This window comes from Bosea sp. 124 (genome assembly GCF_003046175.1).
Classification (GTDB): Bacteria; Pseudomonadota; Alphaproteobacteria; order Rhizobiales; family Beijerinckiaceae; genus Allobosea.
On record NZ_PZZM01000001.1, the window covers coordinates 4,684,245 to 4,705,500 of the forward strand.

A 21,256-nucleotide genomic window follows, 5' to 3' on the forward strand; every position below is an offset into this window, starting at 1 on the left:
GATACCCTCCCGCATATCCGGAATTATCGAAATGATTGGCAAATTCAGGCGACGTCCGAAGCTGCGGTCCGGCAACGCTCGTCGACGCAGCACTCGTCGACGAGGAAGCCGACCAGCGCATTCATGACATCGTAATTGGCGCGACAGATCAGCGTTCGGCTCTGCCGCTCCTGTGTGACCAGACCCGCATGGATCAACGCCTTCAGATGAAAGGAGAGCGTCGACTGGGCGATATCGAGCCGCTGCTGGCATTCTCCGACCGAGAGGCCGGCATGGCCCGCCTTGACGAGCATGCGATAGAGCGACAGCCGGGTGGGGTTGCCCAGCGCTTCGAGCCGTGATGCCGCATCATTCGTGTTCATGCCGCAATGATGAGCGGGGCCGAGTCTGCCGTCAAACTATATTTCTGGTTTTGTCGAAATGAAACTGGCAGCGCAGGCGGAAGCCCTTATGGAGCGGCTCAGGCGAGCACGGCCTGATCGCTCAGATAGATCAGTTTTCCTGCGGCGATGACGGCGACGACGCGTGGATGGACGGTGTCTTCGACGAGCACCAGGTCTGCCCGCCTGCCCGGCGCGATGACGCCGCGGTCATGCAGTCCGAAGGCCTCGGCGGGCGCCTTCGAGACCAGAGCCCATGCATCCGCGAAAGCGGCGGAGCCGTTTCGCGCGAGGATGAAAGGCGCCAGCAGCAGCGCCGCGTAGTAATAATCCGAGGCGAGGATGGTGCAGAGGCCGGCGCGCACCATCTCCTCAGCCGTCGGGCAGCCTGTATGCGAGCCGCCGCGCACCACATTGGGAGCGCCAAAGACGATGGCCTCGCCATGCTCGGCCGCCTCGCGCGCGGTCGCCTCGTCGATCGGGAATTCCGCTACCGCGACGCCGAGGCCGCGATACCAGCGCCGCATCTCCGGCGTCATGTCGTCATGGGAGAGCATCGGCACGCCATGGGCCCGAGCGGCCGCCGCCAGCCGGGTCAAGGAGCCGGCGACCTCGTTCTTGCGGCCATAGACGCGCTCGACCAGCGCGGCGAAGGCGTCGGCGGAGAGGCCCGAGCGCTCGACCATCTTGCCGACCTTCTCCGGGCGGTGGCGGGTCTTCAGCGTGCCTTCGGTGTGGTCGTTGAAGGCGAGCAGCCCGACGCGGCCGGTGGCGAGCCAGTCCAGGATCTCTGGCTCGGCATCGAGATTGAAGGTCTCGTGGCGGAGATGGAAGCGCGTATCGGCGCCGAGTTCCGGCGCAAGGACGGCGATGCGCTCGAACAGGCGGCGGGCATTCGCAGAACTGCGCAGCCCCGGCTCCCAGGACCAGGTCACGCCATGGAAGGCCGTGGTGATCCCGCTGGCGAGCAGGGCGCGGTCGGCATCACGCAGGGCCAGGTCGACGTCGAAGGCGACCCCGGGGCGCGGCATGATATGGCGTTCGAAGGCATCGCCATGGCAGTCGACGATGCCGGGCAGCACGAGAAGGCCGGTAGCATCGAGGCGCAGCGCCGCGGGTGGGGCCCGGCCGTCGAGCGCGGCGATGACGGCGCCGTCGGTCACGATGTCGGCGCTGGCGAGGTCGTCGAGCAGCACCCGTCCGCCCGTGATGTGAATCGCCATCTCGCCCTCTTCCGCAGCCGGCGGCTGCGCCGCAGGGGGACGGGCCATGAGGCCTGCCCATGACGAATGAATGACACGGATTGTCATCGAAGCGTGGCGCGGGCGTCACCGCTCCGTCATGCCGCAGGCTTACCGCCGCCGCAGATCCCAAAGGAGAACCGCGATGCTGAAGACGCTGACCTGTGCGCTTGTCGCCGCTGCCGCGCTGCTGTCCGTGCCTGCCGTCCAGGCGCAGGAGGCGATCCGCTTCGCCGTGACCGACATCGACGGTGCCGAGTCCCTCCAGCGCGAGTTCGGGCCCTTCAAGGCCGCGCTGGAGAAGGTGGCCGATGTGAAGGTCCAGTTCTTCGCCGTCTCCGGCCGCACCGCCGCGGTCGAGGCGATGGCGGCCGGTCAGGTCGATTTCGTGCTGACGGGCCCGGCGGAATATGTGGTGTTCAAGGCGCGCACCCAGGCGGTGCCGGTGGTCGGCTGGCAGCGGCCGGACTATTTCGCGCAGGTTGTCGTCCTGGCTTCCGGACCGGTCAAGTCGGTCGCCGATCTGAAGGGCAAGACGATCTCCTTCGGCGAAATCGGCTCGTCCTCACAGCATCTCGGCCCGGCGCAGGCGCTGGCCGATGCCGGCCTGAAATACAATGTCGACTACAAGCCGATCTTCGTGAAGCGCAACGTCGCGGTCGAGGCGATGAAGCGTGGCGACATCGGCGCCATCGGCCTCAACCTGACCCATCTGCAGCGCATCCGCGAGAGCGACACCAAGACCGGCTTCGCCGTGGTGGCGCGTGGCCGCGATCTTCCCAACGACGTGATGATCGCGAGCCCGAAGGTGAAGCCCGAGGTCGTGGCCAAGATGCGCAAGGCCTTCCTCGAACATGGCGGCGACCTGATGAAGGCCGTCACCACGGGCACGGACGACAACCGCAAGTTCCTCGGCGGCGTCTTCCTGCCGGACGTCAAAGACACCGACTACGACTATGTCCGGGCGATCTACGCCACGATCGGCATCACCGAATTCAACAAGTTCATCGAGTGACCGTGGTACGGCTCGACGCCATCCCCGCGATGACGGAGGAGCCCTCCCCCGTCATCGCCATCGCCGGTCTGCGCAAGAGCTTCGGCCCGCGCACGATCATCCGCAGCCTCGACCTGACGGTTCCGGCCGGTGAGTCGCTTGCGCTGATCGGTGCCAACGGCACCGGCAAGTCGACGCTGCTGCGCATGATCGTGCGTCTCGCCGAGGCCGATGCGGGGCGCATCTCGGTGCTGGGCGAGACGGTCGGTGGGCTGCGCGGCACGGCGCTGAAGCGTTTTCGGGCGCGCGTCGGCGTCGTCTTCCAGAAGCACAATCTCGTCGGGCGCCTGAGCGCGCTGTCCAATGTGGTGCATGGCGTGCAGTCGCGCCGCTCGGGCCTGCGCACCTGGGCGCAATCGCTGGCGCCCGCCGCGGTGCGCGAAGAGGCCATGGCCTGTCTCGACGCGGTCGGCCTTGCCGACAAGGCACTTCAGCGCGCCGATTCCCTGTCCGGCGGCCAGTCGCAGCGCGTCGCGATCGCGCGCATGCTGATGCAGCGCCCGGAGCTCGTGCTGGCCGACGAGCCCGATGCCAGCCTTGATCCGCGCGCCGGCCGCGAGGTCATGGAACTGCTGTTCCGCCTGACCCGCTACAAGGGGCTGAGCCTGGTCTTCGTCTCGCACCATATGGCCCATGCGCTGCGCTTCTCCGACCGGATCGTGGGTTTGAGTCAGGGCGGAATCGCGCTCGACCGCCGGGCGTTGCATTGCGACGAGGACGAACTCGCGGCCTTCTTCGAAGAGGCGGGCGACGCGCCTGCTGCTCTTGAGCCGGCAACCGCGCCGGTGGCGGCGCTCGCATGAGCCTCTCAGCCTCCCCTCGCCTCGCCGCCACGACCGACCGCTTCGCGCGGCCGAGCGCGGCGACCTTCATCGGCTCGTTTCTGGCCCTGGCGCTGGTGGTCTGGTCGTTCAGCGGCTCCGAACTGTCGGCCGAGAAGCTGATCCGGGGCGTGCCCTATATGGGCAACATCCTCGGACGGATGTTCCCGCCGGATCTGTCGCGGCTCGATTCGATCCTGTGGTCGCTGGCCACCACCTTCCAGATGGCTGTGTCGGGCTGTGTGCTCGGGCTGATCCTGAGCTTCCCGCTTGCGGTCCTGGCCGCCGACGGGCTCTCCCCGCATCCCGTCGTCCGGGTGCTGGCGCGCGGGCTGATCGCCTTCTTCCGCACGGTGCCGGACCTGATCTGGGCGCTGTTCTTCGTTATCGCCGTCGGGTTGGGGCCTGCGGCCGGCGTGCTCGCGTTGATGATCGACACGATCGGCTATGCCGGACGCTTCTTCGCAGAGGCGATGGAGGAGACGGACAAGGGCCCGCGCGAGGCGCTCTCGGCCATCGGCGCGAGCAAGACCGGCCTGATCTTCTCGGCGGTGGTGCCGAACGCCATGCCCTCCTTCATCGCGACCTCGCTGTTTTGCGTGGAGAAGGCGACGCGGGCCTCGGTGGTGCTCGGGCTGGTCGGGGCGGGTGGCATCGGCGTCGAGCTCAAGGTCGCCTTCGACCTGTTCGACTACGATACCGCACTGACGATCATCCTGGCGGTGTTTGCGCTGGTCGTGGCGGTCGAGCAGGTCGGTGCTACGCTGCGGCGGCGCATTCTCTAGCGCTCGCCCGCTCAACCGACACGGCGATAGGCATAATAGCGGCCAGCGGGCACGCCCTCCGGCAGCGCCACGGGCGTGAGCGCCGGGTGGTCGAGGTCCCATCCGCTGAGCACCAGCGCGTCGGGCGCGGCGAGGCCTGCGACATGCTCGGGCAACCAGGCGAACAGCACGCGGTCGCGCTCGGGCACTCCGGTCGTCACATCGACATGGATCAGCGCCGCGCCGCGGCCGTGGCGTAGGGCGAAGGCGGGCAACGTCTCCGCCATGTCGCCGATCACCAGCCTGCCGGCGGGGGGCATCGAATGCGGATTGGGGCTGACGTCACGCTCGAAGACGTGGATGTCGCGCCCCGGCAGGATCTCGCGCAGATGATCATAGGTCCGGCCATTGCCGAGGCCGAGTTCGAGCACGAGGCCGGGGCGCCCGGCGCTCTCGGCTGCGGCCCAGTCCAGCATCCGGCGCTGGGCCTCGAGGCGGCGGATGAAGCTGTCGAGTCGGCTCATGCGGTCTGATCTCCCGGCCTCGACTGGCATAGCAGCGCCGGCCGTGGGCCCGATACCCCCTCCAAACGACAGGGTTGTCAGGTCGATCGGTCAATGCCCTAATCCGGCGTGATGACCGTCTTTCCGCTTCGGCGGGTGACCAGCGGCCGCCAAGAGCCGCCTTCGACACTCTCAGGGAGGTATCCGTTTCCATGACCACGTCACGTTCCCTTGCCGCGCTCGCTGCGGCAGCCGGGCTCTGTATCGTTGCCGCCAGCGCAGCCCAGGCCCAGGCCTGGCCGCAGAGGCCGATCACCTTCATCGTGCCCTTCCCGGCCGGCGGCGGCACCGATGCCTTCGCCCGCCCGCTCGCCGCGCAGCTCGACCAGCAGCTCGGCCAGCGCATCATCATCGAAAATCGCGGCGGGGCCGGCGGCACGGTCGGCGCCTCGGCCGCCGCCAAGATGCAGCCGGATGGCTACGGCTTTTTCGTCGGTGCGGCGCATCACGCCATTGCGCCAGCGCTCTATCCGAAGCTCGACTACAACATCCAGACCGACTTCATCCCGATCGCGGTGATCGCGCAGCCGCCGCAGGTCATCGTCGTTCATCCGAAGGTGGAGGCGAAGACGGTCGCCGAACTGATCGCCTTCGCCAAGGCCAATCCCGACAAGCTGAACTATGCCTCGGCCGGCAACGGCACGACGCATCATCTCGCCGGCGAATTGTTCAAGCTGCAGACCAAGACGAACTTGACGCATGTGCCCTATCGCGGCGCCGGACCTGCCCTGCAAGACATCGTCGCGGGCCAGGTCGATATCCTGTTCGACGGCCTCGGCTCCTCGGCCCCACAGATCCAGAGCGGGCGCCTGCGTGGGCTCGCCGTTGCTGCGCCGACGCGCTCGGAGGCTATCCCCGACGTGCCGACCGCCAAGGAAGCCGGACTCGAAGGTTATGAGGTCGCGACCTGGTATGCGCTCTGGGCGCCCAAGGGCACGCCGCCGGAGATCGTCACGCGGATGCGCGCCGAAGTCGCCAAGGCGCTGCAATCGCCCGTAATCTCCGAGGCCTGGAAGAAGAACGGCTCGCCGATCCCGACGCTCGCGGGCGACGATTTCGGCAAGTTCATCACCGCCGAGGTCGCGCGCTGGGCCACCGTCGTGAAGGACGCGCAGGTCAAGCTGGAGTGAGACAAGCTGGAATGAGACGAGGGCGGTTCGCACCGTCCGCCCTCACAGCTCCGTCACATCCTCATCGCCCGCACCGTCGATCACGGCGCGGGCGATCGTCATTGCGAAGCCCGCGCGCGCCATCGCCGCGAGATCCTTCTGCCGGGCGGTGGCCCGGTCGCCGCGACTCCAGGGCCCGAGCCGCTTGCGCTGCGCCGTTTTGCGAGCTGCCGCCAACTCCTCTTCCGCGCTGCCGCTGCTCGCCTGGGCAGCGAGATCTCGCGGGACGCCCTTGGCGGAGAGGCTGGCTGCGATGGCGCGCGAGGACCGGCCGCGGCGTTGCAACGTCGCGGCCCTGGCCTCGGCAAAGCGCTGGTCGTCGACGAGCCCGGAGGCGACGCAGCGGGCGACGACCTCGTCCAGCATCGCGTTGAACGCGGCGGGCTCCTGACCGTGATGCCGGCAGCTCAGCACGACCTTGCGCGCCAGGACGCGGCGCAACTGCGCTGCCGGCGCGGCATAGCGTTCGAGATAGTACATCGCCGCGCGCTGGAGGTAGTCGGCGGTGATGCGGCGTGGTGCGCGGCGCTCTGGCCGGCTGGTGCCTGGCCGCCCTGCGGGCGCGTCCATCAATCGGAGCCCGGCTTGGCACGGCCCGCCTTGATCGAGGAGCGCTTGTCCTTGGAGACCAGCCGGCGCTCTTTCGAGGCCTTGGTCGGCTTGGTCGGACGGCGGGTCTGCGGACGCACCGCCGCTTCGCGGATCATCTCCAGCAGGCGCTCCAGCGCTTCCTCGCGGTTGCGCTTCTGGCTGCGCTGGGCCTGCGCGACAATGACGATGACGCCGTCCTGCGTCAGCCGGCTGCCGGCGAGCTTCATCAGCCGGATCGCGACGTCGTTGGGCAGCGAGGACGAGCGTCGAGCGTCAAAGCGCAACTGCACCGCGCTCGAGACCTTGTTGACGTTCTGGCCGCCCGGACCGGAGGCACGCACGAAGCTCTCCTCGATCTCGCTCTCGTCGATGGCGATGGACGGCGTGACTTGAATCATGGGAGGAACCGTAGATCATTTTCCGGAGATTTTCAGCCTTGCAGCCTTCCAGCGACATCGCCCGGCTGATCGAGATCATGGCGGCGCTGCGAACGCCCGGCACGGGCTGCCCGTGGGATCTGGAGCAGGATTTCGCCTCGATTGCGCCCTACACGATCGAGGAGGCCTATGAGGTGGCCGATGCGATCGCGCGCGGCGACCGGCTCGATCTCAAGGACGAACTCGGCGACCTTTTGCTCCAGGTCGTCTTCCATGCCCGGATGGCGCAGGAGGAAGGCGCCTTCGCCTTTCCCGACGTAGTCGAGGCGATCACCGCCAAGCTGATCCGGCGCCACCCGCATGTCTTCGGCGAGGCGCGCGACCTGACGCCGGCGCAGGTCAAGGCGCTCTGGCACCAGATCAAGGCGCAGGAAAAGGCGGACAAGGCCTCGGCCCGCCATGCGGCCGGCCTGCCGCAGCAGGTCGAGGAGAAGGGCGTGCTGGCCGGCGTGACGTATGGATTGCCCGCCCTCACCCGCGCCTGGAAGCTGCAGGCCCGCGCCTCCACCGTCGGTTTCGACTGGAACGATGCCCGGCTCGTGCTCGACAAGATCCGCGAGGAAACCGCCGAGATCGACGAGGCGCTGGCCTCGGGCGACAAAGCGGCGATTGCCGAGGAGATCGGCGACCTGCTCTTCGTGGTCGCCAATCTTGCCCGCCATGTCGATGCCGATCCGGAAGGCTGTCTGCAGGCAGCCAACGCCAAATTCGAGCGCCGATTCAAAGGAATAGAGACCATTTTGGAGACGCAAGGCAAGGCTGCCGTCGATGCGAGCCTCGCCGAGCTTGAAGAGCTGTGGCAGGCCGTGAAGCGCTCCGAGAAGGCGGGCTCCTGAAAGTCCGCAGCGCTGGTTCGAACCTTGCTTCGATCGAGCGGGGCCAGTGCCGGGCGCATTTCGGCGCTCGTGGTTGGCTCCGGATAGCGCAAGACGCCGGGCGTGACATGGCGGACGTGATACGACAGATACGAAGACGATGACCCAGAGACGCCCCGAGCCCGCCCGCGACCGCCGCATCGAGCGCCTCGCAACCTTGCCGCTCTTCCACAAGCTGGAGGGACGAAGGGTCGTGCTGGCCGGCGACAGCGAGGGGGCGCTCTGGAAAGCCGAACTGCTGGCTGCGACCGGCGCCGATCTGCACATCTTCGCCGGTCAGGACGCCAGCCCGTTCAAGGCTCTTGCCGCCGCCCCATCCGATGGGCGAATCACCGTCCATGCCCGCGGCTGGCAGGCCGACGATCTGCAGGGCGCGGCATTGGCCATCGGCGACATCGAGGACGAATCCGACATCCGCGCCTTCGTCGCGGCCGCGCGGCATGCCAGCGTGCCGGTCAACGTCGTCGACAAGCCGGATTTCTGCGATTTCTCGTTCGGGACGCTCGTCAATCGCTCGCCGCTGATCGTCGCGATCTCGACCGATGGAGCGGCGCCTGTCTTCGGGCAGGCGATCCGCGCGAGGATCGAGACCTTGCTGCCGGCCGGGCTCAAGGCCTGGGCGCAGGCGGCGAAGGACTGGCGGCCGGCGGTGCAGGCGCGCGCGCTGCCGTTCGCGCTGCGCCGCGCCTTCTGGGAGCTCTTCGCCGGCAGGGCGATGACCGATTCCGAGCGGGCGCCGGACGAGAGCGACAGGGCGGCCCTGTTCGCAGCGCTCGACATGATCGAAGGCAGCCAGGACGGCATCGGCCGCGTCAGCCTCGTGGGAGCCGGCCCTGGTGATCCCGATCTGCTGACCTTGAAGGCGATCCGGGCGCTGCAGAGCGCCGACATCATCCTCTATGACGACCTCGTCTCGCCCGGCGTGCTGGAACTCGCCCGTCGCGAGGCCCGGCGCATGATGGTCGGCAAGACGGGTTATGGCCCCTCGGTGAAGCAGAGCGACATCAATGCGCTGATCGTTTCGCTGGCGGGCCAGGGCAAGCATGTGGTGCGGCTCAAAGGCGGCGATCCGGGTATTTTCGGGCGCGCCGGCGAGGAGATCGCGGCCTGCCGGGCGGCCGGTATCCCCGTGACAATCGTGCCGGGGATCTCGGCGGCGCAGGGTGCTGCCGCCTCGCTCGGCCTGTCTCTCACCCATCGCGACCATGCCCGCCGGCTGCAATTCGTCACCGGCCATGCCAGAAGCGGCGACCTGCCCGAGGATCTCGACTGGCGGGCGATGGCCGATCCGCATGTGACGACGGTGATCTACATGGCGCGAGCCACTTTGTCGGGTTTTCGCGACCGGGCCATTGAAGCCGGGCTCGATCCGGCGACGCCGGCCATCGCCATGCAATCGGCGACGCTGCCCGACGAGGCGCGCATTGCCGCCACCATCGCGACGCTGCCGGAGCGGCTGAAAGAGCTTCCCAAGGGTGGGCCGGTGCTGGTGATGGTCGGTCGTGCTCTCGGCGAGGTGCTGGCCGGAACGTCCTCCGTCGTGGACCGCCGCCGCGCCTGAGGATCCGCTCATGACGCCGCCCGGGCTCGCCTCATTCCGCTCAAGCGACTATGGCATGGGTGAATCGCAGGCAGGAGATCAGCCATGAAAGCGCGTGCAAGATGGGTCGAGGGCATGGCCTTCATGGGCGAGGCCGGCAGCGGCCATGCCGTGGTGATGGACGGCGGGCCTGACTATGGCGGGCGCAATATCGGCATCCGGCCGATGGAGATGCTGCTGATCGGGCTCGCCGGCTGCACCGGCTTCGACGTCGTGCAGATCCTGAAGAAGGGGCGCGAGCCGGTGACGGGCTGCGAGGTCGAGGTGGAGGCGGAGCGCGCCACCGAGGACCCGAAGGTCTTCACGAAAATTCATCTCGGCTACAGCATCAGCGGGCCGGGCCTCTCGCCGGCGAAGGTCGAACGGGCCGTCACATTGTCGAAGGAAAAATACTGTTCCGCTTCGATCATGCTCGGCGCCACCGCCGCGTTCACCTATGCGATCGACATCGTCGACGAATTGCAGAAGGCAGCAGCCGAATGAGCGAGACCGCATTTTCCGGACTGATCAGCTCCGAAGCGCTCCAGGCGCGGCTCGGCGACAGCACCCTCGTCGTGCTCGACATCCGCTCCTCCGTCGATGGCGGCGGCAAGGCGGCCTTCGAGGTCGGCCATGTGCCGGGCGCTGTGCATTCCGACTATGTCGCCGATGGCTGGCGCGCCAAGGTCGGCAACGCTCCCGGCATGCTGCCGCCGCTCGACCATCTCGCGGCACTGTCGGGACGGCTCGGCATCAAGCCGCATGACGACGTGGTGATCGTGCCCGCAGGCGTCAGCGCCACCGATTTCGCGGCTGCCGCGCGGATCTACTGGACGCTGAAGCTGATCGGTCACGGCCAGCAGGCGATCCTCGACGGCGGCTTCAAGGCGTGGGCGGCGGATGGTTCGCGCCCGGTCGAGAGCGGTCCTTCCTCCCCCTCGCCTGCCGCGCCCTATCCGGTCGTGATGCAGCAACGGCTGCGCAGCACCAGCGATGCGACGCTGATCGCTTCCCGCAGCAAGCTCGCCACCTTGGTCGATGGACGCTCGGCCAGCTATTTCGAGGGCCGCGAGAAGGCGGCCGAGGCGATGCGCGCCGGACATATCCCCGGGGCCGTCTCGCGCGACTATGCCGAGGCTTTCGACCCGGCGACGGGCGGGCTGAAGCCGCAGAGCGCGCTGACGGCGCTGTTCGGCGACGTGCCGCAGGGGCCGGCCATCTCCTATTGCAACACCGGCCATACCGCTGCGCTGAACTGGTTCGTGATGTCGGAACTGCTCGGCCGCGACGAGGTCGCGCTCTATGACGGCTCGATGACCGACTGGACGCAGGACCCGGAACGGCCGGTGGCGACAGGCGGCGCCTGACGCCCAGAGCTTTCGCCGTGTCGGGATTTGCCAAACAGGCTGAAACGGTTCAAAGGAAGCGCGCGCGAGCCCAAGCCGTGCCGCCCCCTTTCAGAACTGTCGAGCAGCCTGCCGATGAACGCCGTCGCGCCGAAGATTTCCTTTGTTTCGCTCGGGTGCCCGAAAGCGCTCGTCGATTCCGAGCGCATCATCACCTCGCTGCGCTCGGAGGGCTATGAGCTCTCCAAGAGCCATGCGGGGTCCGATCTCGTCATCGTCAACACCTGCGGCTTTCTCGACAGCGCCAAGGCGGAATCGCTCGAGGCGATCGGCGCGGCCATGGCCGAGAACGGCAAGGTCATCGTCACAGGCTGCATGGGCGCCGAGCCCGAGCAGATTCGCGACGTCTTCCCGAATGTGCTCGCGATCACCGGGCCGCAGGCCTATGAGAGCGTCGTTTCGGCCGTCCACGCCGCCGTGCCGCCGCGCCACGACCCTTTCGTCGATCTGGTGCCGGACCATGGTATCAAGCTGACGCCGCGCCACTACGCCTATCTCAAGATTTCAGAGGGTTGCAACAACCGCTGCAGCTTCTGCATCATCCCGAAGCTGCGCGGCGATCTCGTCTCGCGACCGATCGGCGAGGTCCTGCGCGAGGCGGAGAAGCTGGTGAAAGCCGGCGTCAAGGAACTGCTGGTCATCTCGCAGGACACCAGCGCCTATGGCCTCGACATCAAGTACCAGCCCTCGGTCTGGCAGGATCGCGAGGTGCGCACCCGCTTCTTCGAGCTTGCCCGCGAACTCGGCCAGATGGGCGTCTGGGTGCGGATGCACTATGTCTACCCCTACCCCCATGTCGACGAGGTCATTCCGTTGATGCAGGAGGGGCTGATCCTGCCCTATCTCGATATCCCCTTCCAGCACGCCTCTCCCAATGTTCTCAAGGCGATGAAGCGCCCGGCTCATCAGGACCGGACGCTCGACCGCCTGCGCAAATGGCGCGAGATCTGTCCCGATCTCGCCATCCGCTCGACCTTCATCGTCGGCTTCCCCGGCGAGACCGAGGAGGATGTCGATTTCCTGATCGAATGGCTCAAGGATGCGAAGCTCGAGCGCGTCGGCTGCTTCAAATACGAGCCGGTGAAGGGTGCGCCGGCCAATGATCTCGGCCTGCCGCTGGTGCCCGAGGACGTCAAGGAAGCGCGCTGGCACCGCTTCATGAAGGCGCAGGCCGAGATCAGCACGCGCATCGTCAGGAACCGCGTCGGCAAGCGCATCCAGGTCATCATCGACGAGGCCGGGCCGACGGTCGCCAAGGGCCGTTCGAAATGGGATGCGCCCGAGATCGACGGCAATGTCTATGTCGCGAGCCGGCGCCCGCTGCGCCCTGGTGACATCGTCAACGTCAAGATCGAGCGCGCTGACGCCTACGATCTGCACGGCGTCGCGGTCTGACCGCCACCCGTCGCAGGCTGCGCCGCGACGGAGCCGCTTCAGAACACCTGGCAGATCCGGCGGATGACCTTGCCGTTGCGGTCACGCGCGCTGGTGCCGTCATTGCCGCATCCCCCCTGCACCGAGCCCTCGGCCTGAGCGGACCGGGCGGGCTTCGGCGGCGTGTCGCAGGTCTCCGCCGGGCAATCGGTGCGGGCGCGCCGGGGTTCGTTCGCACGCGACAGCCGGGGTTTGCCCTCATCCATCGCGGCAATGGCCGTGGCCCGCGGGGCCATGTCGCCGCGGCCCTGGCTTCCGCTCTGCTGGGCCAGTGCGACCGTCACGATGGTGAGCGAGGCGAGAAACAGGCCGGCGATGCGAAGATGGCGAGACATGACGGTCGGTCCGAATGAGCATCAGCGAATGCTGACAGCCATTCGTCGTGGCGGCGCCCTGCCCGGTTCATTCCGGCGCGACGATTTCCGTCAGGCCGGCATGCGCCTTGGAAACAGCCTGCGACCGAGCCACCAGCCGATGCGCTGCGCCGCCATGGCGAGCGCGATCGCATAGCCGATCAGCGCGAGCATCCAGCTTACGGCGCTCAGGCTCAGTGCGCCGAGGACGAGGGCGCCTCGGCCGAGGACCTTCAGGATCGCGCGCGTGGTCGTGCCCTTCGCCGCGCCGAGTTTCGCCGCCTTGCCGATGTCGCCGGCATCGTCGGCAAGGCTCAGGACCTGGCGCAGGCCGCGCTGGCCGGTGCGGACGTACACGGCTCCCGTGTCCTGACCGAGCGCGGCGAAGCGTGCCATCGCGGCCGGCCTGACGATGCCGCCGGCCGCGACGCGCGCGGCGGCAACGTCGAAGCGCGACGCCGCGGTGAGGCTCGCCTTCAGGGCCGGTCGGTCGATCGCACCGGCGGCCGTGCGGGTGAGTTGTGCGGTCAGGGCCGGCGACAGCAGCCTCGCCTTGCTCGCCGCCTTGACGGCGCTCAGGCCGTTGCGTGCCGGGAGAGCGCCGCCGAAGCTGACCCAGGTCGCGGCGCTGATCGCGAGCCCGGCCGCGGCGATGGCGAGCACGGTCGTGTCGGTACCCTCCCCGCCCAGCCATTTGCGGCCTTCGAGCGCGAGATCGCGCAGATCGCCATAGCCGGTGACGTCGCCGACGAGCGCGCCGGCTAAGGCGGCTCCACTCTCGCGGTCCCCGGCCACGAAGCCGTGCCCGAAATCGGCGACGGCCTGTATGATCGCGCCGTCTTTCAGCGCCAGCAGGCGTCGCTGCTGCTCCGGCGAGACCTTGATGCCGTGTTCGGATGCCAGCGCAACGAGGCTGTCGGCAAGCCCGGAATCGCGGGCGGCGATGGCGCTCTCGATCTCGGCCCCGATGCGGGCGCTCGACAGGGCGCCGGCGAGTCGCAGATCGGTCAACGCGACGGGATCGCCCGCCACGGCGAACATGTGCCAGTGCAGCCAGCCCGGCGGCAGCACGAGCGCGCCTGCCGCGGCCAGAGCGAGCCCGAGCCCGAGCGCCAGCGAAACCTTCTTCATTCCGACGCGACGCTCCAGACCGCTCCCGCCCGGGCCTTGCCGGATGGGAGCTGCCTCTAGCAGCCGATTTGGGCAAGATTGCCGCAGCAGGCTGCGACCAGCGCCCGATCCCGCATCAGGGGATCAGCACCGTCGAGCCGGTGGTGCCGCGTCCTTCGAGAGCGCGATGGGCGTTGGCGGCGTCCGCCAGCGCGAAGCGGGCGTTGACCGGCACGACGACCTTGCCCGAGGAGACCGCTCCGAACAGATTCTTCGCCATCTCGACCATGGTTTCGCGTTTGGCGATATGGGTGAAGAGCGTCGGGCGGGTCACATAGAGCGAGCCCTTGGGGCCGAGCAGGCCGAGATTGAACGGCTCGACCGCGCCCGATGCGTTGCCGAAGCTGGCGAGCACGCCGAACGGGCGAAGGCAGTCGAGCGAGGGCAGGAAGGTGTCCTTGCCGACGCCGTCATAGACCACATCGCAAAGCTTGCCGCCGGTGATCTCCTTGACGCGTGCGACGAAATCCTCATCGCGGTAAAGGATGACGTGGTCGGCGCCATGAGCCTTGGCGAGATCGCCCTTTTCCTTGGACCCGACCGTGCCGATCACGGTCGCGCCGAGTGCCTTGCCCCATTGGCACAGGATCAGCCCGGTGCCGCCGGCGGCGGCATGGACCAGGATGGTGTCGCCCGGCTTCACCTTGTAGGTCCGGTGCAGCAGGTATTCCGCCGTCATGCCCTTGAGCATCATGCTGGCGGCGGCCTCGAAGGAGACCGCCTCCGGCAGCGCCACGGTCGAGTTGACCGCGACGATCCGTTCCTCGGCATAGGAACCCAGCGTCGCGACATAGGCCACGCGGTCGCCCGGCTTGAACTCGGTGACGTCGGGGCCGACGGCGAGAACCTCGCCCGCGCCCTCATTGCCCGGCACGAAGGGAAGCTGCGGAGCCGCATAGAGCCCGCTGCGGAAATAGGTGTCGATGAAGTTCAGGCCGATGGCCCGGTTGCGCACCCGCAATTCGCCGGGGCCGGGTTGGGGCAGCGTGATGTCCTCGAGCTGCAGCACCTCGGGCCCGCCGGTCTTGTGGATGCGGATCGCCTTGACCATGACTTCATCTCCTCGGATTTCGTGGCAGGACCATAAGGCCTTGGGCTTCCCGCGCAACGGCGCGGCCACGCGGCCAGGGCATCACATCTGTGCGACAGGAACGTCCCGGAGCCGCGCGGTTCCCTGCGACGCGCCGGCCTGTGGTCAAGGTCCGGTTCTTGGGCTAGCCAAGACGGATGAGCACGCCGCAGGATTTTCAGGGCGATAGCGCCCAAGTCGATATCGCCCGGGTCGACATCGCCATCGTCGGAGCCGGCGCCGTCGGTCTTGCCGCCGCGCTGGCGCTGGCCGAGAGCGGGCGCAGCGTCGCGGTTCTCGGACCGATGCAGGCGCCCCGGGACGGGCGCACGATCGCGCTGCTCGACGGCTCCTGGCGGCTGCTGGCCGAGTTCGGCCTGACCGACATCCTCGCCGACCGCTCCGCGCCGCTGAATGTGATGCGGCTCGTCGACGACACCGGCAGCCTGTTCCGCCAGCCGCCGGTCGAGTTCCGCGCCTCGGAGGTCGGGCTCGATGCCTTCGGCTGGAATGTCGAGAATGCCGAACTCGTCGAGGCGCTCGCTGCGAAAGTGCGGGAGAATGCCGCGATCCGGCTGGTGCCCGGGCTGGTCTCGGAGATCGCCGAGGATGCATCCGGCGTGACGCTGGCCGGCGAGGGATTTCTTCCCTTGCGGGCCAGCCTCGTCGTCGGGGCCGATGGACGGCGCTCGCGGGTGCGGGCGGCCGCGGGCATTGCGGCGCGCGACTGGCACTATCCGCAGAGCGCGCTGACCGCGATCTTCGCCCATAGGCGAGACCACCGCGAGGCCTCGACCGAGTTTCACACCCGCAAGGGGCCCTTCACGCTCGTGCCCCTGCCCGGCCGGCGCTCCTCGCTGGTCTGGCTACTCGATCCGCAGGAGGCCGACGCGGTCGCGGCGCTGGACGATGCTGCCTTCGCGCGCCGCGTCGAGACCCAGGCGCATTCACTGCTCGGCGCGATGCGGCTCGACGGGCCGCGCGGGCGGGTGCCGATGGCGGGGCTCTCGGTCGAGCGCTTCGGCGCGGGCCGCATGGTGCTGATCGGCGAGGCGGCCCATGTTTTCCCGCCGATCGGCGCGCAGGGCCTCAATCTCGGCTTGCGCGACGTGCTGGCGCTGCGCGAGGCGGTGGCGGATGCGGCCGATCCGGGCGATGCCTCCGTCATCGCCGCCTATGACCGGGCTCGGACGGCGGATGTCCGCCTGCGGACAGGCGCGGTCGACGCGCTGAACCGGACGCTGCTCACGGACCTGCTGCCGGCCGATCTGCTGCGTGGCGCGGGGCTGCTGGCGCTGTCGCGGATCGGGCCGCTGCGGCGCCTTGCGATGCGGCAGGGGCTGGCCGGCGGGATGCGGCGCTAAGGGCAAGTTCCAACCCGAATCCGCCAGGCCTTCCGGGCGGCCGAGCCTTATCCGAGCACATCCTCCGTGTCCTCGCCGCTCGCCGCGACCTTGCGCAGGGCGGCCATCTTGTCGCGAAAGACGGGAGCCAGCGGCAGCGGAGTCGAGACGAGGCGGCGGCCGCCGGGCTCCTCGGCCTGCGCGTCGAACAGGCCGCGCGCCGTCTGGTGCGGATCGGCCAGCGCCTCGTCCAGCGTTCGGACCACCGTGCAGCAGCAGTCGCGCGGTTCGAGCTGGTCGCGCCAATGGGCGGCCGACTGGCCGGCGAGAATCGCCGCGATGGCGGTGCGGGTCGCCTGCGGGTCGGTCCGGTCGTCGCGCAGCTCGGGTTCCAGCCCGATCGTGTCGCAGAAGATCTGCCAGAACTTCGGTTCGAGTGCGCCGACGGCGAGGAACCAGCCATCGGCCGTGGCGTAGAGGCCGTAGCGCGGGCTCGCCCCCGTCAACAGCCCCTCGCCGCCTTCCGGGTAGCGCCCGGAGGTCTGGCCCTGCGCCAGACCGTACCAGGCGAAGGTCGGCATCGCGTCGCTCATGGCGATGTCGAGATGGCAGCCCTTGCCGCTGCGCTCGCGCTGGCGCAGCGCCAGCAGGATGTTGAGCAGGGCCGGCATGGTGCCGCCGGCGATGTCGGCGACCAGCGGCGGCGGCAGCGGCGGCGGCTCACCACGCTTCAGCGACTGGCCGAGCAGCCCGCCGATGGCCTGGTAGTTGATGTCGTGCCCGGCCTCTCCCGCGCGCGGGCCGGACTGGCCGTAGCCGCTGATCGAGCAATAGATCAGGCGCGGGTTGATCCGGGTGAGCGCCTCGAAGCCGAAGCCGAGCCGCTCCATCACGCCCGGCCGGAACTGCTCGATCAGGATGTCGGCCCCGGCAATCAGGGACGTCAGGCGCGCAAGCGCGTCGCCGGCCTTCAGGTCGATCTCGACGCTGGCCTTGCCGCGGTTGAGCACGGCATAGGGCGCCGAGGTCTCGCCGAAGCGCGGCGGGAAGCGGCGCAAATCCTCGCCCCCCGGCCGCTCGATCCGGATGACGTGGGCGCCGGCCTCGGCGAGAAACAGGCTGGCGAGCGGGCCCGGCAGCAGGGTCGAGAAATCGAGGACCGTGAGGTCGTCCAGCGGCAGCATCGGCGCTCCGGCACGGGCCGGCTTGGCCGGCGGGTCAGGGGAAGAGATCGGCCGCCATCCTGCCCGTCTTCACCAGCCACAGGAAGCCCGTCAGCGTGACCATCGAGACGATGGTGCCGACAAGAATGCAGGCCGAGGCGCGCTCGATGCCGACCTTGTACTGGGTCGAGATCACGAAGATGTTCAGTGCCGGCGGCAGGGCCGCCATGATCACCGCCGTGAAGATCCAGATGTCGGGAAAGTTGCCGATCGCCGAGAGCAGCACCCAGACCAGCAGCGGATGCAGCAGCAGCTTGATTGCGACTAGGACCGGCACTTCGGCGGGGAGCCGTTTCATCGGCCGCAGCGCGACGGTGACGCCGAGCAGGAAGAGTGCGCAGGGCGCCGCCGCCTGCGACAGCCACAGCGTCATCTTGTCGAGCGCCGTCGGCAGTTCGAAATGCGTCGCGGCGGCGAGCACGCCCAGAAGCGTGGCGATGTTGAAGGGATGGGTGGCGACCTGCCAGACGACCCGGCGGGCGGTGTCGAGCGGGCTCTTCTTCTCGACGCCGGCCAGCGCCATCAGGAAGGGGATCAGGGAAAACAGCAGCAGGCTGTCGAAGACGAAGACCAGCACCAGCGGCGCACTGGCCGCCGGGCCAAGCGCCGCCAGCAGCAGCGGCGGGCCCATATAGCCGATGTTCGAATAGGAGCCGGCGACGCCCTGCATCACCGCCTGCGGCAGGTCCTTGCGCGTCGCCCTCAAGCCTACCGCCAGCGACAGGGCGAAGGCCAGGAAGGTCGAGAGCGTGGTCGCGAGGATGAAGCGGCCATTGGCCAGCTCGGTCACCGGCTTGTCGGCAATCAGCCGGTAGAACAGCGGCGGCAGCGCGACATAGATCAGGAAGAACTGCAGCCAGATCAGCCCGGATTCGGGCAGGCGCTTGCGCCGGCCGATGATGAAACCGAGCAGGATCAGCCCGAAGAAGGGCGCCACGAGATTGGCGATGTTCGCGAGGTCGGCCATGCGGGCGGAGGTCCGAGCGGTTGCGCCGATCACGGAAGCCGGATCGGAAAGCGAGATGGCCGCTGTTTAGCCGGTAGGCGCAGTCACGCAAGCCGTATCGGCGCCGTGCCCGCAGGCGGAGAGCGGGGATCGGGAGAAAATGCCTAGGAATTTATGGCTGGAATTCGTTCCTAGGTTTTCTGCCCTGCCCAGAAGCGTTTCCGCTGCTCGTGATCCAATGGACGATGGACGGCGCCGGCCCGCTCCGCCACATTCGCCGCAATGCAGCATGGAGCACCCCCATGACGACGAAGACGCCGCGCCAGTTCTTCCGCCCGCTCGCGATCGGCGCGCCGGAGCCGTTTCGGGAGCTCCCGCTCAGGCTTGAAAGAATGATCCATTTCGTGCCGCCGCATCTGGAGAAGGTGCGCGCCAAGGTCGGCGAGCTCGCGCCCCAGGTCGATATCGTGCTCGGCAATCTGGAGGATGCTATCCCGGTCGAGGCCAAGCAGGCGGCACGCGACGGCTTCATCGCCATGGGCAAGGCGGTCGATTTCGGACAGACCGGCCTTTGGGCGCGGGTGAATGCGCTGAACTCGCCCTGGTTCCTCGACGACATCACCGCGATCATGGCCGAGATCGGCGGCAAGCTCGATGTCGTGATGGTGCCGAAGGTCGAGGGCCCCTGGGACATCCACTATGTCGACCAGTTGCTGGCGCAGTTCGAGGCCAGGCACCAGCTTCCCAAGCCGATCCTGATCCATGCCATCCTCGAGACCGCCGAGGGCGTCAAGAATGTCGAGACGATCGCGACCGCCTCGCCGCGCATGCACGGCATGAGCCTGGGTCCGGCCGATCTCGCCGCGTCGCGGGCGATGAAGACGACGCGCGTCGGCGGCGGGCACCCCGACTACAAGGTGATCGCGGACCCCTCCCCCGATGGTGCGGCGCGCGCGGTCGCCCAGCAGGATCTCTGGCACTACACGCTGGCCAAGATGGTCGATGCCTGTGCGGCTGCCGGCATCAAGCCGTTCTACGGGCCTTTCGGGGATTTCTCGGACGCCGATGCCTGCGAGGCGCAGTTCCGCAACGCCTTCCTGCTCGGCTGCGCCGGGGCCTGGACGCTGCATCCGTCGCAGATCGGCATCGCCAAGCGGGTCTTCAGCCCGGACCCGGCCGAGGTCGCCTTCGCAAAGCGCATCATCGAGGCGATGCCGGACGGCTCTGGCGCCGTGATGATCGACGGCAAGATGCAGGACGACGCCACCTGGAAGCAGGCGAAAGTGATCGTCGATCTGGCGCGGCAGGTCGCCGGCCGCGACCCGGCGCTGGCCGAGCGCTACGGGATGTGATCGCCGCTGCGGCCTGACCTGTTGATTTTGACGTATTTGCGACGCAATTCTCACGCAAGCGCGGGACTTCACCCTCGCCCGCGATCTGTCGCCCTATCGCCTACGATACGGATCTATCTCTCATGGAAGCACGTTCCGCCAAGTTCAGGATTGGACAGGTGGTCAAACACCGGGTCTACCCGTTCCGGGGCGTGATCTTCGACGTCGATCCGGTGTTCTCCAACACGGAGGAGTGGTGGCTCGCCATCCCCGAGCATCTGCGGCCGTCGAAGGACCAGCCCTTTTATCACCTCTTCGCCGAGAACGACGAGACGGAATACGTCGCCTATGTCTCGGAGCAGAACCTGGTGATCGACGAGTCCGGCCGCCCGGTGCGCCATCCGCAAGCCAAGGAGTTCTTCAGGCGCGACCGCAAGGGCCGCTACACGATCGACCGTGCCGGCCTGAACTGAGCCTGCCGCAGCGGTCTCTCCTTCGTCAGCGATCGACCCAACAAAAAGGCCGCCCTTCCGGGCGGCCTGATTTTTTGCGGCGGATGCGCCGGGGATCAGGGCTTGGGCGGCACAGCGGGGGCTGCACCCGGAGCCGGTGCAACGCCCGGGAGGGCCGGAGCGCCCGGGGCCGCATTGGCGCCACCGGCGCCGAGCCGCTGGCGCAGTTCTTCCTGGCGCTTGGCGAGTTCGTCCTGAAGCTGCTTCTGCTGCTCCTCGAGCACCTTCGGATCGATGGCGGCGCCGTCGAAGCCCTTGGCGAAATCGCTCAGCGGAATGGCGAAGGAGACCTCGCGGGCGCCCTGGTTCTGGACGCTGACGCTCAGCGTCGTACCCTTCTTCATCGCGTTGATGAAGTCGTCCTTGACCTGCGCTTCGGCGAAGCAGCCATTCGGGAAGCAGATCGCGAAGCGGCCGGGGGTCGGCTGCGCCGTATCGACGCCGAAGCGGATGCCGGGCTGGAGCAGCAGACCGAGCGGCATCAGGAAGCGCACGATCTTGTTGGCGTCGCCCTTGACGTCATAGATCGCGACCGCCAGCACCGGCTGGCCCTGATCGGACACGAAATCGCGCGTGGTGTAGCAGATTTCCTTGTTGGCGGTCTGGTCCTTGCCGCAGACCTTGGTCCAGGTGGTCTGGGACGGCTCGGGCTTCACCTGAACCACGGTCGGGCCGGTGCCGGCCTGACCGGCCGGGGCCTGGGCGGGCTGCTGGGCAGGCGCAGGCTGCGCCGCGCGCGGCGTCGTCGCGGGACGCTGCTGCGCGAAAGAGGCCAGAGGGGCGAGGCCGATCGCCGTGCTGAGGGCGATGCCCAAGGCACGCGAGGACAGGCGAAACGAAGCGGACATTGATCTTTCCTTATCAGGCGAATTCGGGATCACGACTTCGCAAGCCGCGCGCGTCACCACCGACAGCCCCATCGCATATCCGCGCCGGCCATCGCAAGCCGTGCACATCAGGGGCGAATGAGGCGTTTGCATGACACCTTGGTTCGG

At 68.2% G+C, this 21,256-nt stretch carries 23 protein-coding genes; 12 read left to right on the forward strand and 11 right to left on the reverse strand.

Annotated elements, in window-relative coordinates; genetic code table 11:
- Positions 1-44: 44 nt before the first annotated feature.
- On the reverse strand, positions 45-362 hold the full coding sequence (locus tag C8D03_RS22175; RefSeq protein WP_108049752.1) for an ArsR/SmtB family transcription factor: 318 nt from the start codon (positions 360-362) through the stop codon (positions 45-47).
- Between the two features lie 98 nt (positions 363-460).
- Positions 461-1,603 carry an alpha-D-ribose 1-methylphosphonate 5-triphosphate diphosphatase gene (locus tag C8D03_RS22180; protein ID WP_108051895.1) on the reverse strand — a complete coding sequence of 381 codons (1,143 nt, stop codon included), beginning with the start codon at positions 1,601-1,603 and terminating at the stop codon, positions 461-463.
- Positions 1,604-1,766: 163 nt separating this feature from the next.
- On the opposite strand from C8D03_RS22180, the gene C8D03_RS22185 reads away from it, so the two are divergent.
- The 3 genes from C8D03_RS22185 to phnE are packed head-to-tail and all read left to right on the forward strand — an operon-like array spanning position 1,767 to position 4,281.
- On the forward strand, positions 1,767-2,636 hold the full coding sequence (locus tag C8D03_RS22185; protein ID WP_108049754.1) for a PhnD/SsuA/transferrin family substrate-binding protein: 870 nt from the start codon (positions 1,767-1,769) through the stop codon (positions 2,634-2,636).
- The gene (locus tag C8D03_RS22190; protein WP_210203951.1) at positions 2,633-3,478 is read left to right on the forward strand and encodes a phosphonate ABC transporter ATP-binding protein; all 846 of its coding nucleotides are present in this window, start codon (positions 2,633-2,635) and stop codon (positions 3,476-3,478) included. The genes C8D03_RS22185 and C8D03_RS22190 overlap by 4 nt, the downstream gene beginning before the upstream one ends.
- Positions 3,475-4,281, forward strand: a complete 807-nt coding sequence (gene phnE, locus C8D03_RS22195) for a phosphonate ABC transporter, permease protein PhnE (protein ID WP_108049756.1) — start codon at positions 3,475-3,477, stop codon at positions 4,279-4,281. Before C8D03_RS22190 ends, phnE begins: the two co-directional genes overlap by 4 nt.
- An 11-nt stretch (positions 4,282-4,292) precedes the next feature.
- Here phnE and C8D03_RS22200 read toward each other — a convergent pair whose 3' ends face one another.
- Positions 4,293-4,784 carry a class I SAM-dependent methyltransferase gene (locus C8D03_RS22200; protein WP_108049758.1) on the reverse strand — a complete coding sequence of 164 codons (492 nt, stop codon included), beginning with the start codon at positions 4,782-4,784 and terminating at the stop codon, positions 4,293-4,295.
- Positions 4,785-4,975: 191 nt separating this feature from the next.
- Here C8D03_RS22200 and C8D03_RS22205 point away from each other — a divergent pair, with 191 nt between their 5' ends.
- Positions 4,976-5,953: a Bug family tripartite tricarboxylate transporter substrate binding protein gene (locus C8D03_RS22205; protein ID WP_108049760.1), complete on the forward strand. Its 978-nt coding sequence runs from the start codon at positions 4,976-4,978 to the stop codon at positions 5,951-5,953.
- 42 nt (positions 5,954-5,995) lie between these two features.
- On the opposite strand, the gene C8D03_RS22210 is transcribed toward C8D03_RS22205, so the two are convergent.
- Together C8D03_RS22210 and arfB are read right to left on the reverse strand one after the other, a co-directional pair.
- Positions 5,996-6,562 carry a regulatory protein RecX gene (locus C8D03_RS22210; RefSeq protein WP_108049762.1) on the reverse strand — a complete coding sequence of 189 codons (567 nt, stop codon included), beginning with the start codon at positions 6,560-6,562 and terminating at the stop codon, positions 5,996-5,998.
- Positions 6,562-6,981 carry an alternative ribosome rescue aminoacyl-tRNA hydrolase ArfB gene (gene arfB, locus C8D03_RS22215; RefSeq protein ID WP_108049764.1) on the reverse strand — a complete coding sequence of 140 codons (420 nt, stop codon included), beginning with the start codon at positions 6,979-6,981 and terminating at the stop codon, positions 6,562-6,564. Before arfB ends, C8D03_RS22210 begins: the two co-directional genes overlap by 1 nt.
- Positions 6,982-7,019: 38 nt before the next feature.
- Here arfB and mazG point away from each other — a divergent pair, with 38 nt between their 5' ends.
- The 5 genes from mazG to rimO all read left to right on the forward strand — a co-directional run bounded on the left by mazG (position 7,020) and on the right by rimO (position 12,275).
- Positions 7,020-7,856, forward strand: coding sequence for a nucleoside triphosphate pyrophosphohydrolase (gene mazG / locus C8D03_RS22220; protein WP_108049766.1), 837 nt, complete (start codon positions 7,020-7,022; stop codon positions 7,854-7,856).
- A 139-nt stretch (positions 7,857-7,995) separates the two neighbouring features.
- Complete coding sequence (gene cysG, locus C8D03_RS22225) at positions 7,996-9,456, forward strand: siroheme synthase CysG (RefSeq protein ID WP_108049768.1); 1,461 nt, start codon at positions 7,996-7,998, stop codon at positions 9,454-9,456.
- Positions 9,457-9,540: 84 nt separating this feature from the next.
- The gene (locus tag C8D03_RS22230) at positions 9,541-9,978 is read left to right on the forward strand and encodes an OsmC family protein (RefSeq protein WP_108049770.1); all 438 of its coding nucleotides are present in this window, start codon (positions 9,541-9,543) and stop codon (positions 9,976-9,978) included.
- Entirely contained in the window at positions 9,975-10,841 is an 867-nt protein-coding gene (locus C8D03_RS22235) for a sulfurtransferase (protein WP_108049772.1), read from the forward strand. Before C8D03_RS22230 ends, C8D03_RS22235 begins: the two co-directional genes overlap by 4 nt.
- Before the next feature lie 114 nt (positions 10,842-10,955).
- On the forward strand, positions 10,956-12,275 hold the full coding sequence (gene rimO / locus C8D03_RS22240) for a 30S ribosomal protein S12 methylthiotransferase RimO (RefSeq protein WP_108049774.1): 1,320 nt from the start codon (positions 10,956-10,958) through the stop codon (positions 12,273-12,275).
- Between the two features lie 38 nt (positions 12,276-12,313).
- On the opposite strand, the gene C8D03_RS22245 is transcribed toward rimO, so the two are convergent.
- From C8D03_RS22245 to C8D03_RS22255, 3 genes are all read right to left on the reverse strand, one after another.
- The gene (locus tag C8D03_RS22245) at positions 12,314-12,649 is read right to left on the reverse strand and encodes a hypothetical protein (protein ID WP_108049775.1); all 336 of its coding nucleotides are present in this window, start codon (positions 12,647-12,649) and stop codon (positions 12,314-12,316) included.
- A gap of 90 nt (positions 12,650-12,739) precedes the next feature.
- A complete protein-coding gene (locus C8D03_RS22250) occupies positions 12,740-13,798 on the reverse strand; it encodes a hypothetical protein (RefSeq protein WP_108049777.1) in 1,059 nt (352 codons plus the stop codon).
- 115 nt (positions 13,799-13,913) lie between these two features.
- Positions 13,914-14,888 carry a quinone oxidoreductase family protein gene (locus C8D03_RS22255; RefSeq protein ID WP_108049779.1) on the reverse strand — a complete coding sequence of 325 codons (975 nt, stop codon included), beginning with the start codon at positions 14,886-14,888 and terminating at the stop codon, positions 13,914-13,916.
- A 176-nt stretch (positions 14,889-15,064) separates the two neighbouring features.
- Between C8D03_RS22255 and C8D03_RS22260 the strand changes: the two genes are divergently transcribed.
- A complete protein-coding gene (locus tag C8D03_RS22260; RefSeq protein ID WP_108049781.1) occupies positions 15,065-16,270 on the forward strand; it encodes a UbiH/UbiF family hydroxylase in 1,206 nt (401 codons plus the stop codon).
- A gap of 47 nt (positions 16,271-16,317) precedes the next feature.
- Here C8D03_RS22260 and C8D03_RS22265 read toward each other — a convergent pair whose 3' ends face one another.
- Complete coding sequence (locus C8D03_RS22265) at positions 16,318-17,433, reverse strand: CaiB/BaiF CoA transferase family protein (protein WP_108049783.1); 1,116 nt, start codon at positions 17,431-17,433, stop codon at positions 16,318-16,320.
- Positions 17,434-17,467: 34 nt separating this feature from the next.
- Positions 17,468-18,439: an AEC family transporter gene (locus C8D03_RS22270; protein WP_108049785.1), complete on the reverse strand. Its 972-nt coding sequence runs from the start codon at positions 18,437-18,439 to the stop codon at positions 17,468-17,470.
- Positions 18,440-18,720: 281 nt separating this feature from the next.
- Here C8D03_RS22270 and C8D03_RS22275 point away from each other — a divergent pair, with 281 nt between their 5' ends.
- Together C8D03_RS22275 and hspQ are read left to right on the forward strand one after the other, a co-directional pair.
- Complete coding sequence (locus tag C8D03_RS22275) at positions 18,721-19,770, forward strand: HpcH/HpaI aldolase/citrate lyase family protein (protein WP_108049787.1); 1,050 nt, start codon at positions 18,721-18,723, stop codon at positions 19,768-19,770.
- 122 nt (positions 19,771-19,892) lie between these two features.
- Entirely contained in the window at positions 19,893-20,222 is a 330-nt protein-coding gene (gene hspQ / locus C8D03_RS22280) for a heat shock protein HspQ (RefSeq protein WP_108049789.1), read from the forward strand.
- Between the two features lie 95 nt (positions 20,223-20,317).
- Here hspQ and C8D03_RS22285 read toward each other — a convergent pair whose 3' ends face one another.
- The gene (locus C8D03_RS22285; RefSeq protein ID WP_108049791.1) at positions 20,318-21,109 is read right to left on the reverse strand and encodes an invasion associated locus B family protein; all 792 of its coding nucleotides are present in this window, start codon (positions 21,107-21,109) and stop codon (positions 20,318-20,320) included.
- Positions 21,110-21,256 lie beyond the last annotated feature (147 nt).

Coding starts and splice junctions, on each gene's coding strand:
- C8D03_RS22175 (WP_108049752.1), bottom strand. CDS start 362: ATGAACACGAATGATGCGGCATCACGGCTCGAAGCGCTGGGCAACCCC.
- C8D03_RS22180 (WP_108051895.1), bottom strand. CDS start 1,603: ATGGCGATTCACATCACGGGCGGACGGGTGCTGCTCGACGACCTCGCC.
- C8D03_RS22185 (WP_108049754.1), top strand. CDS start 1,767: ATGCTGAAGACGCTGACCTGTGCGCTTGTCGCCGCTGCCGCGCTGCTG.
- phnE (WP_108049756.1), top strand. CDS start 3,475: ATGAGCCTCTCAGCCTCCCCTCGCCTCGCCGCCACGACCGACCGCTTC.
- C8D03_RS22200 (WP_108049758.1), bottom strand. CDS start 4,784: ATGAGCCGACTCGACAGCTTCATCCGCCGCCTCGAGGCCCAGCGCCGG.
- C8D03_RS22205 (WP_108049760.1), top strand. CDS start 4,976: ATGACCACGTCACGTTCCCTTGCCGCGCTCGCTGCGGCAGCCGGGCTC.
- C8D03_RS22210 (WP_108049762.1), bottom strand. CDS start 6,562: ATGGACGCGCCCGCAGGGCGGCCAGGCACCAGCCGGCCAGAGCGCCGC.
- arfB (WP_108049764.1), bottom strand. CDS start 6,981: ATGATTCAAGTCACGCCGTCCATCGCCATCGACGAGAGCGAGATCGAG.
- cysG (WP_108049768.1), top strand. CDS start 7,996: ATGACCCAGAGACGCCCCGAGCCCGCCCGCGACCGCCGCATCGAGCGC.
- C8D03_RS22230 (WP_108049770.1), top strand. CDS start 9,541: ATGAAAGCGCGTGCAAGATGGGTCGAGGGCATGGCCTTCATGGGCGAG.
- C8D03_RS22235 (WP_108049772.1), top strand. CDS start 9,975: ATGAGCGAGACCGCATTTTCCGGACTGATCAGCTCCGAAGCGCTCCAG.
- rimO (WP_108049774.1), top strand. CDS start 10,956: ATGAACGCCGTCGCGCCGAAGATTTCCTTTGTTTCGCTCGGGTGCCCG.
- C8D03_RS22245 (WP_108049775.1), bottom strand. CDS start 12,649: ATGTCTCGCCATCTTCGCATCGCCGGCCTGTTTCTCGCCTCGCTCACC.
- C8D03_RS22250 (WP_108049777.1), bottom strand. CDS start 13,798: ATGAAGAAGGTTTCGCTGGCGCTCGGGCTCGGGCTCGCTCTGGCCGCG.
- C8D03_RS22255 (WP_108049779.1), bottom strand. CDS start 14,888: ATGGTCAAGGCGATCCGCATCCACAAGACCGGCGGGCCCGAGGTGCTG.
- C8D03_RS22260 (WP_108049781.1), top strand. CDS start 15,065: ATGAGCACGCCGCAGGATTTTCAGGGCGATAGCGCCCAAGTCGATATC.
- C8D03_RS22265 (WP_108049783.1), bottom strand. CDS start 17,433: ATGCTGCCGCTGGACGACCTCACGGTCCTCGATTTCTCGACCCTGCTG.
- C8D03_RS22270 (WP_108049785.1), bottom strand. CDS start 18,439: ATGGCCGACCTCGCGAACATCGCCAATCTCGTGGCGCCCTTCTTCGGG.
- C8D03_RS22275 (WP_108049787.1), top strand. CDS start 18,721: ATGACGACGAAGACGCCGCGCCAGTTCTTCCGCCCGCTCGCGATCGGC.
- hspQ (WP_108049789.1), top strand. CDS start 19,893: ATGGAAGCACGTTCCGCCAAGTTCAGGATTGGACAGGTGGTCAAACAC.
- C8D03_RS22285 (WP_108049791.1), bottom strand. CDS start 21,109: ATGTCCGCTTCGTTTCGCCTGTCCTCGCGTGCCTTGGGCATCGCCCTC.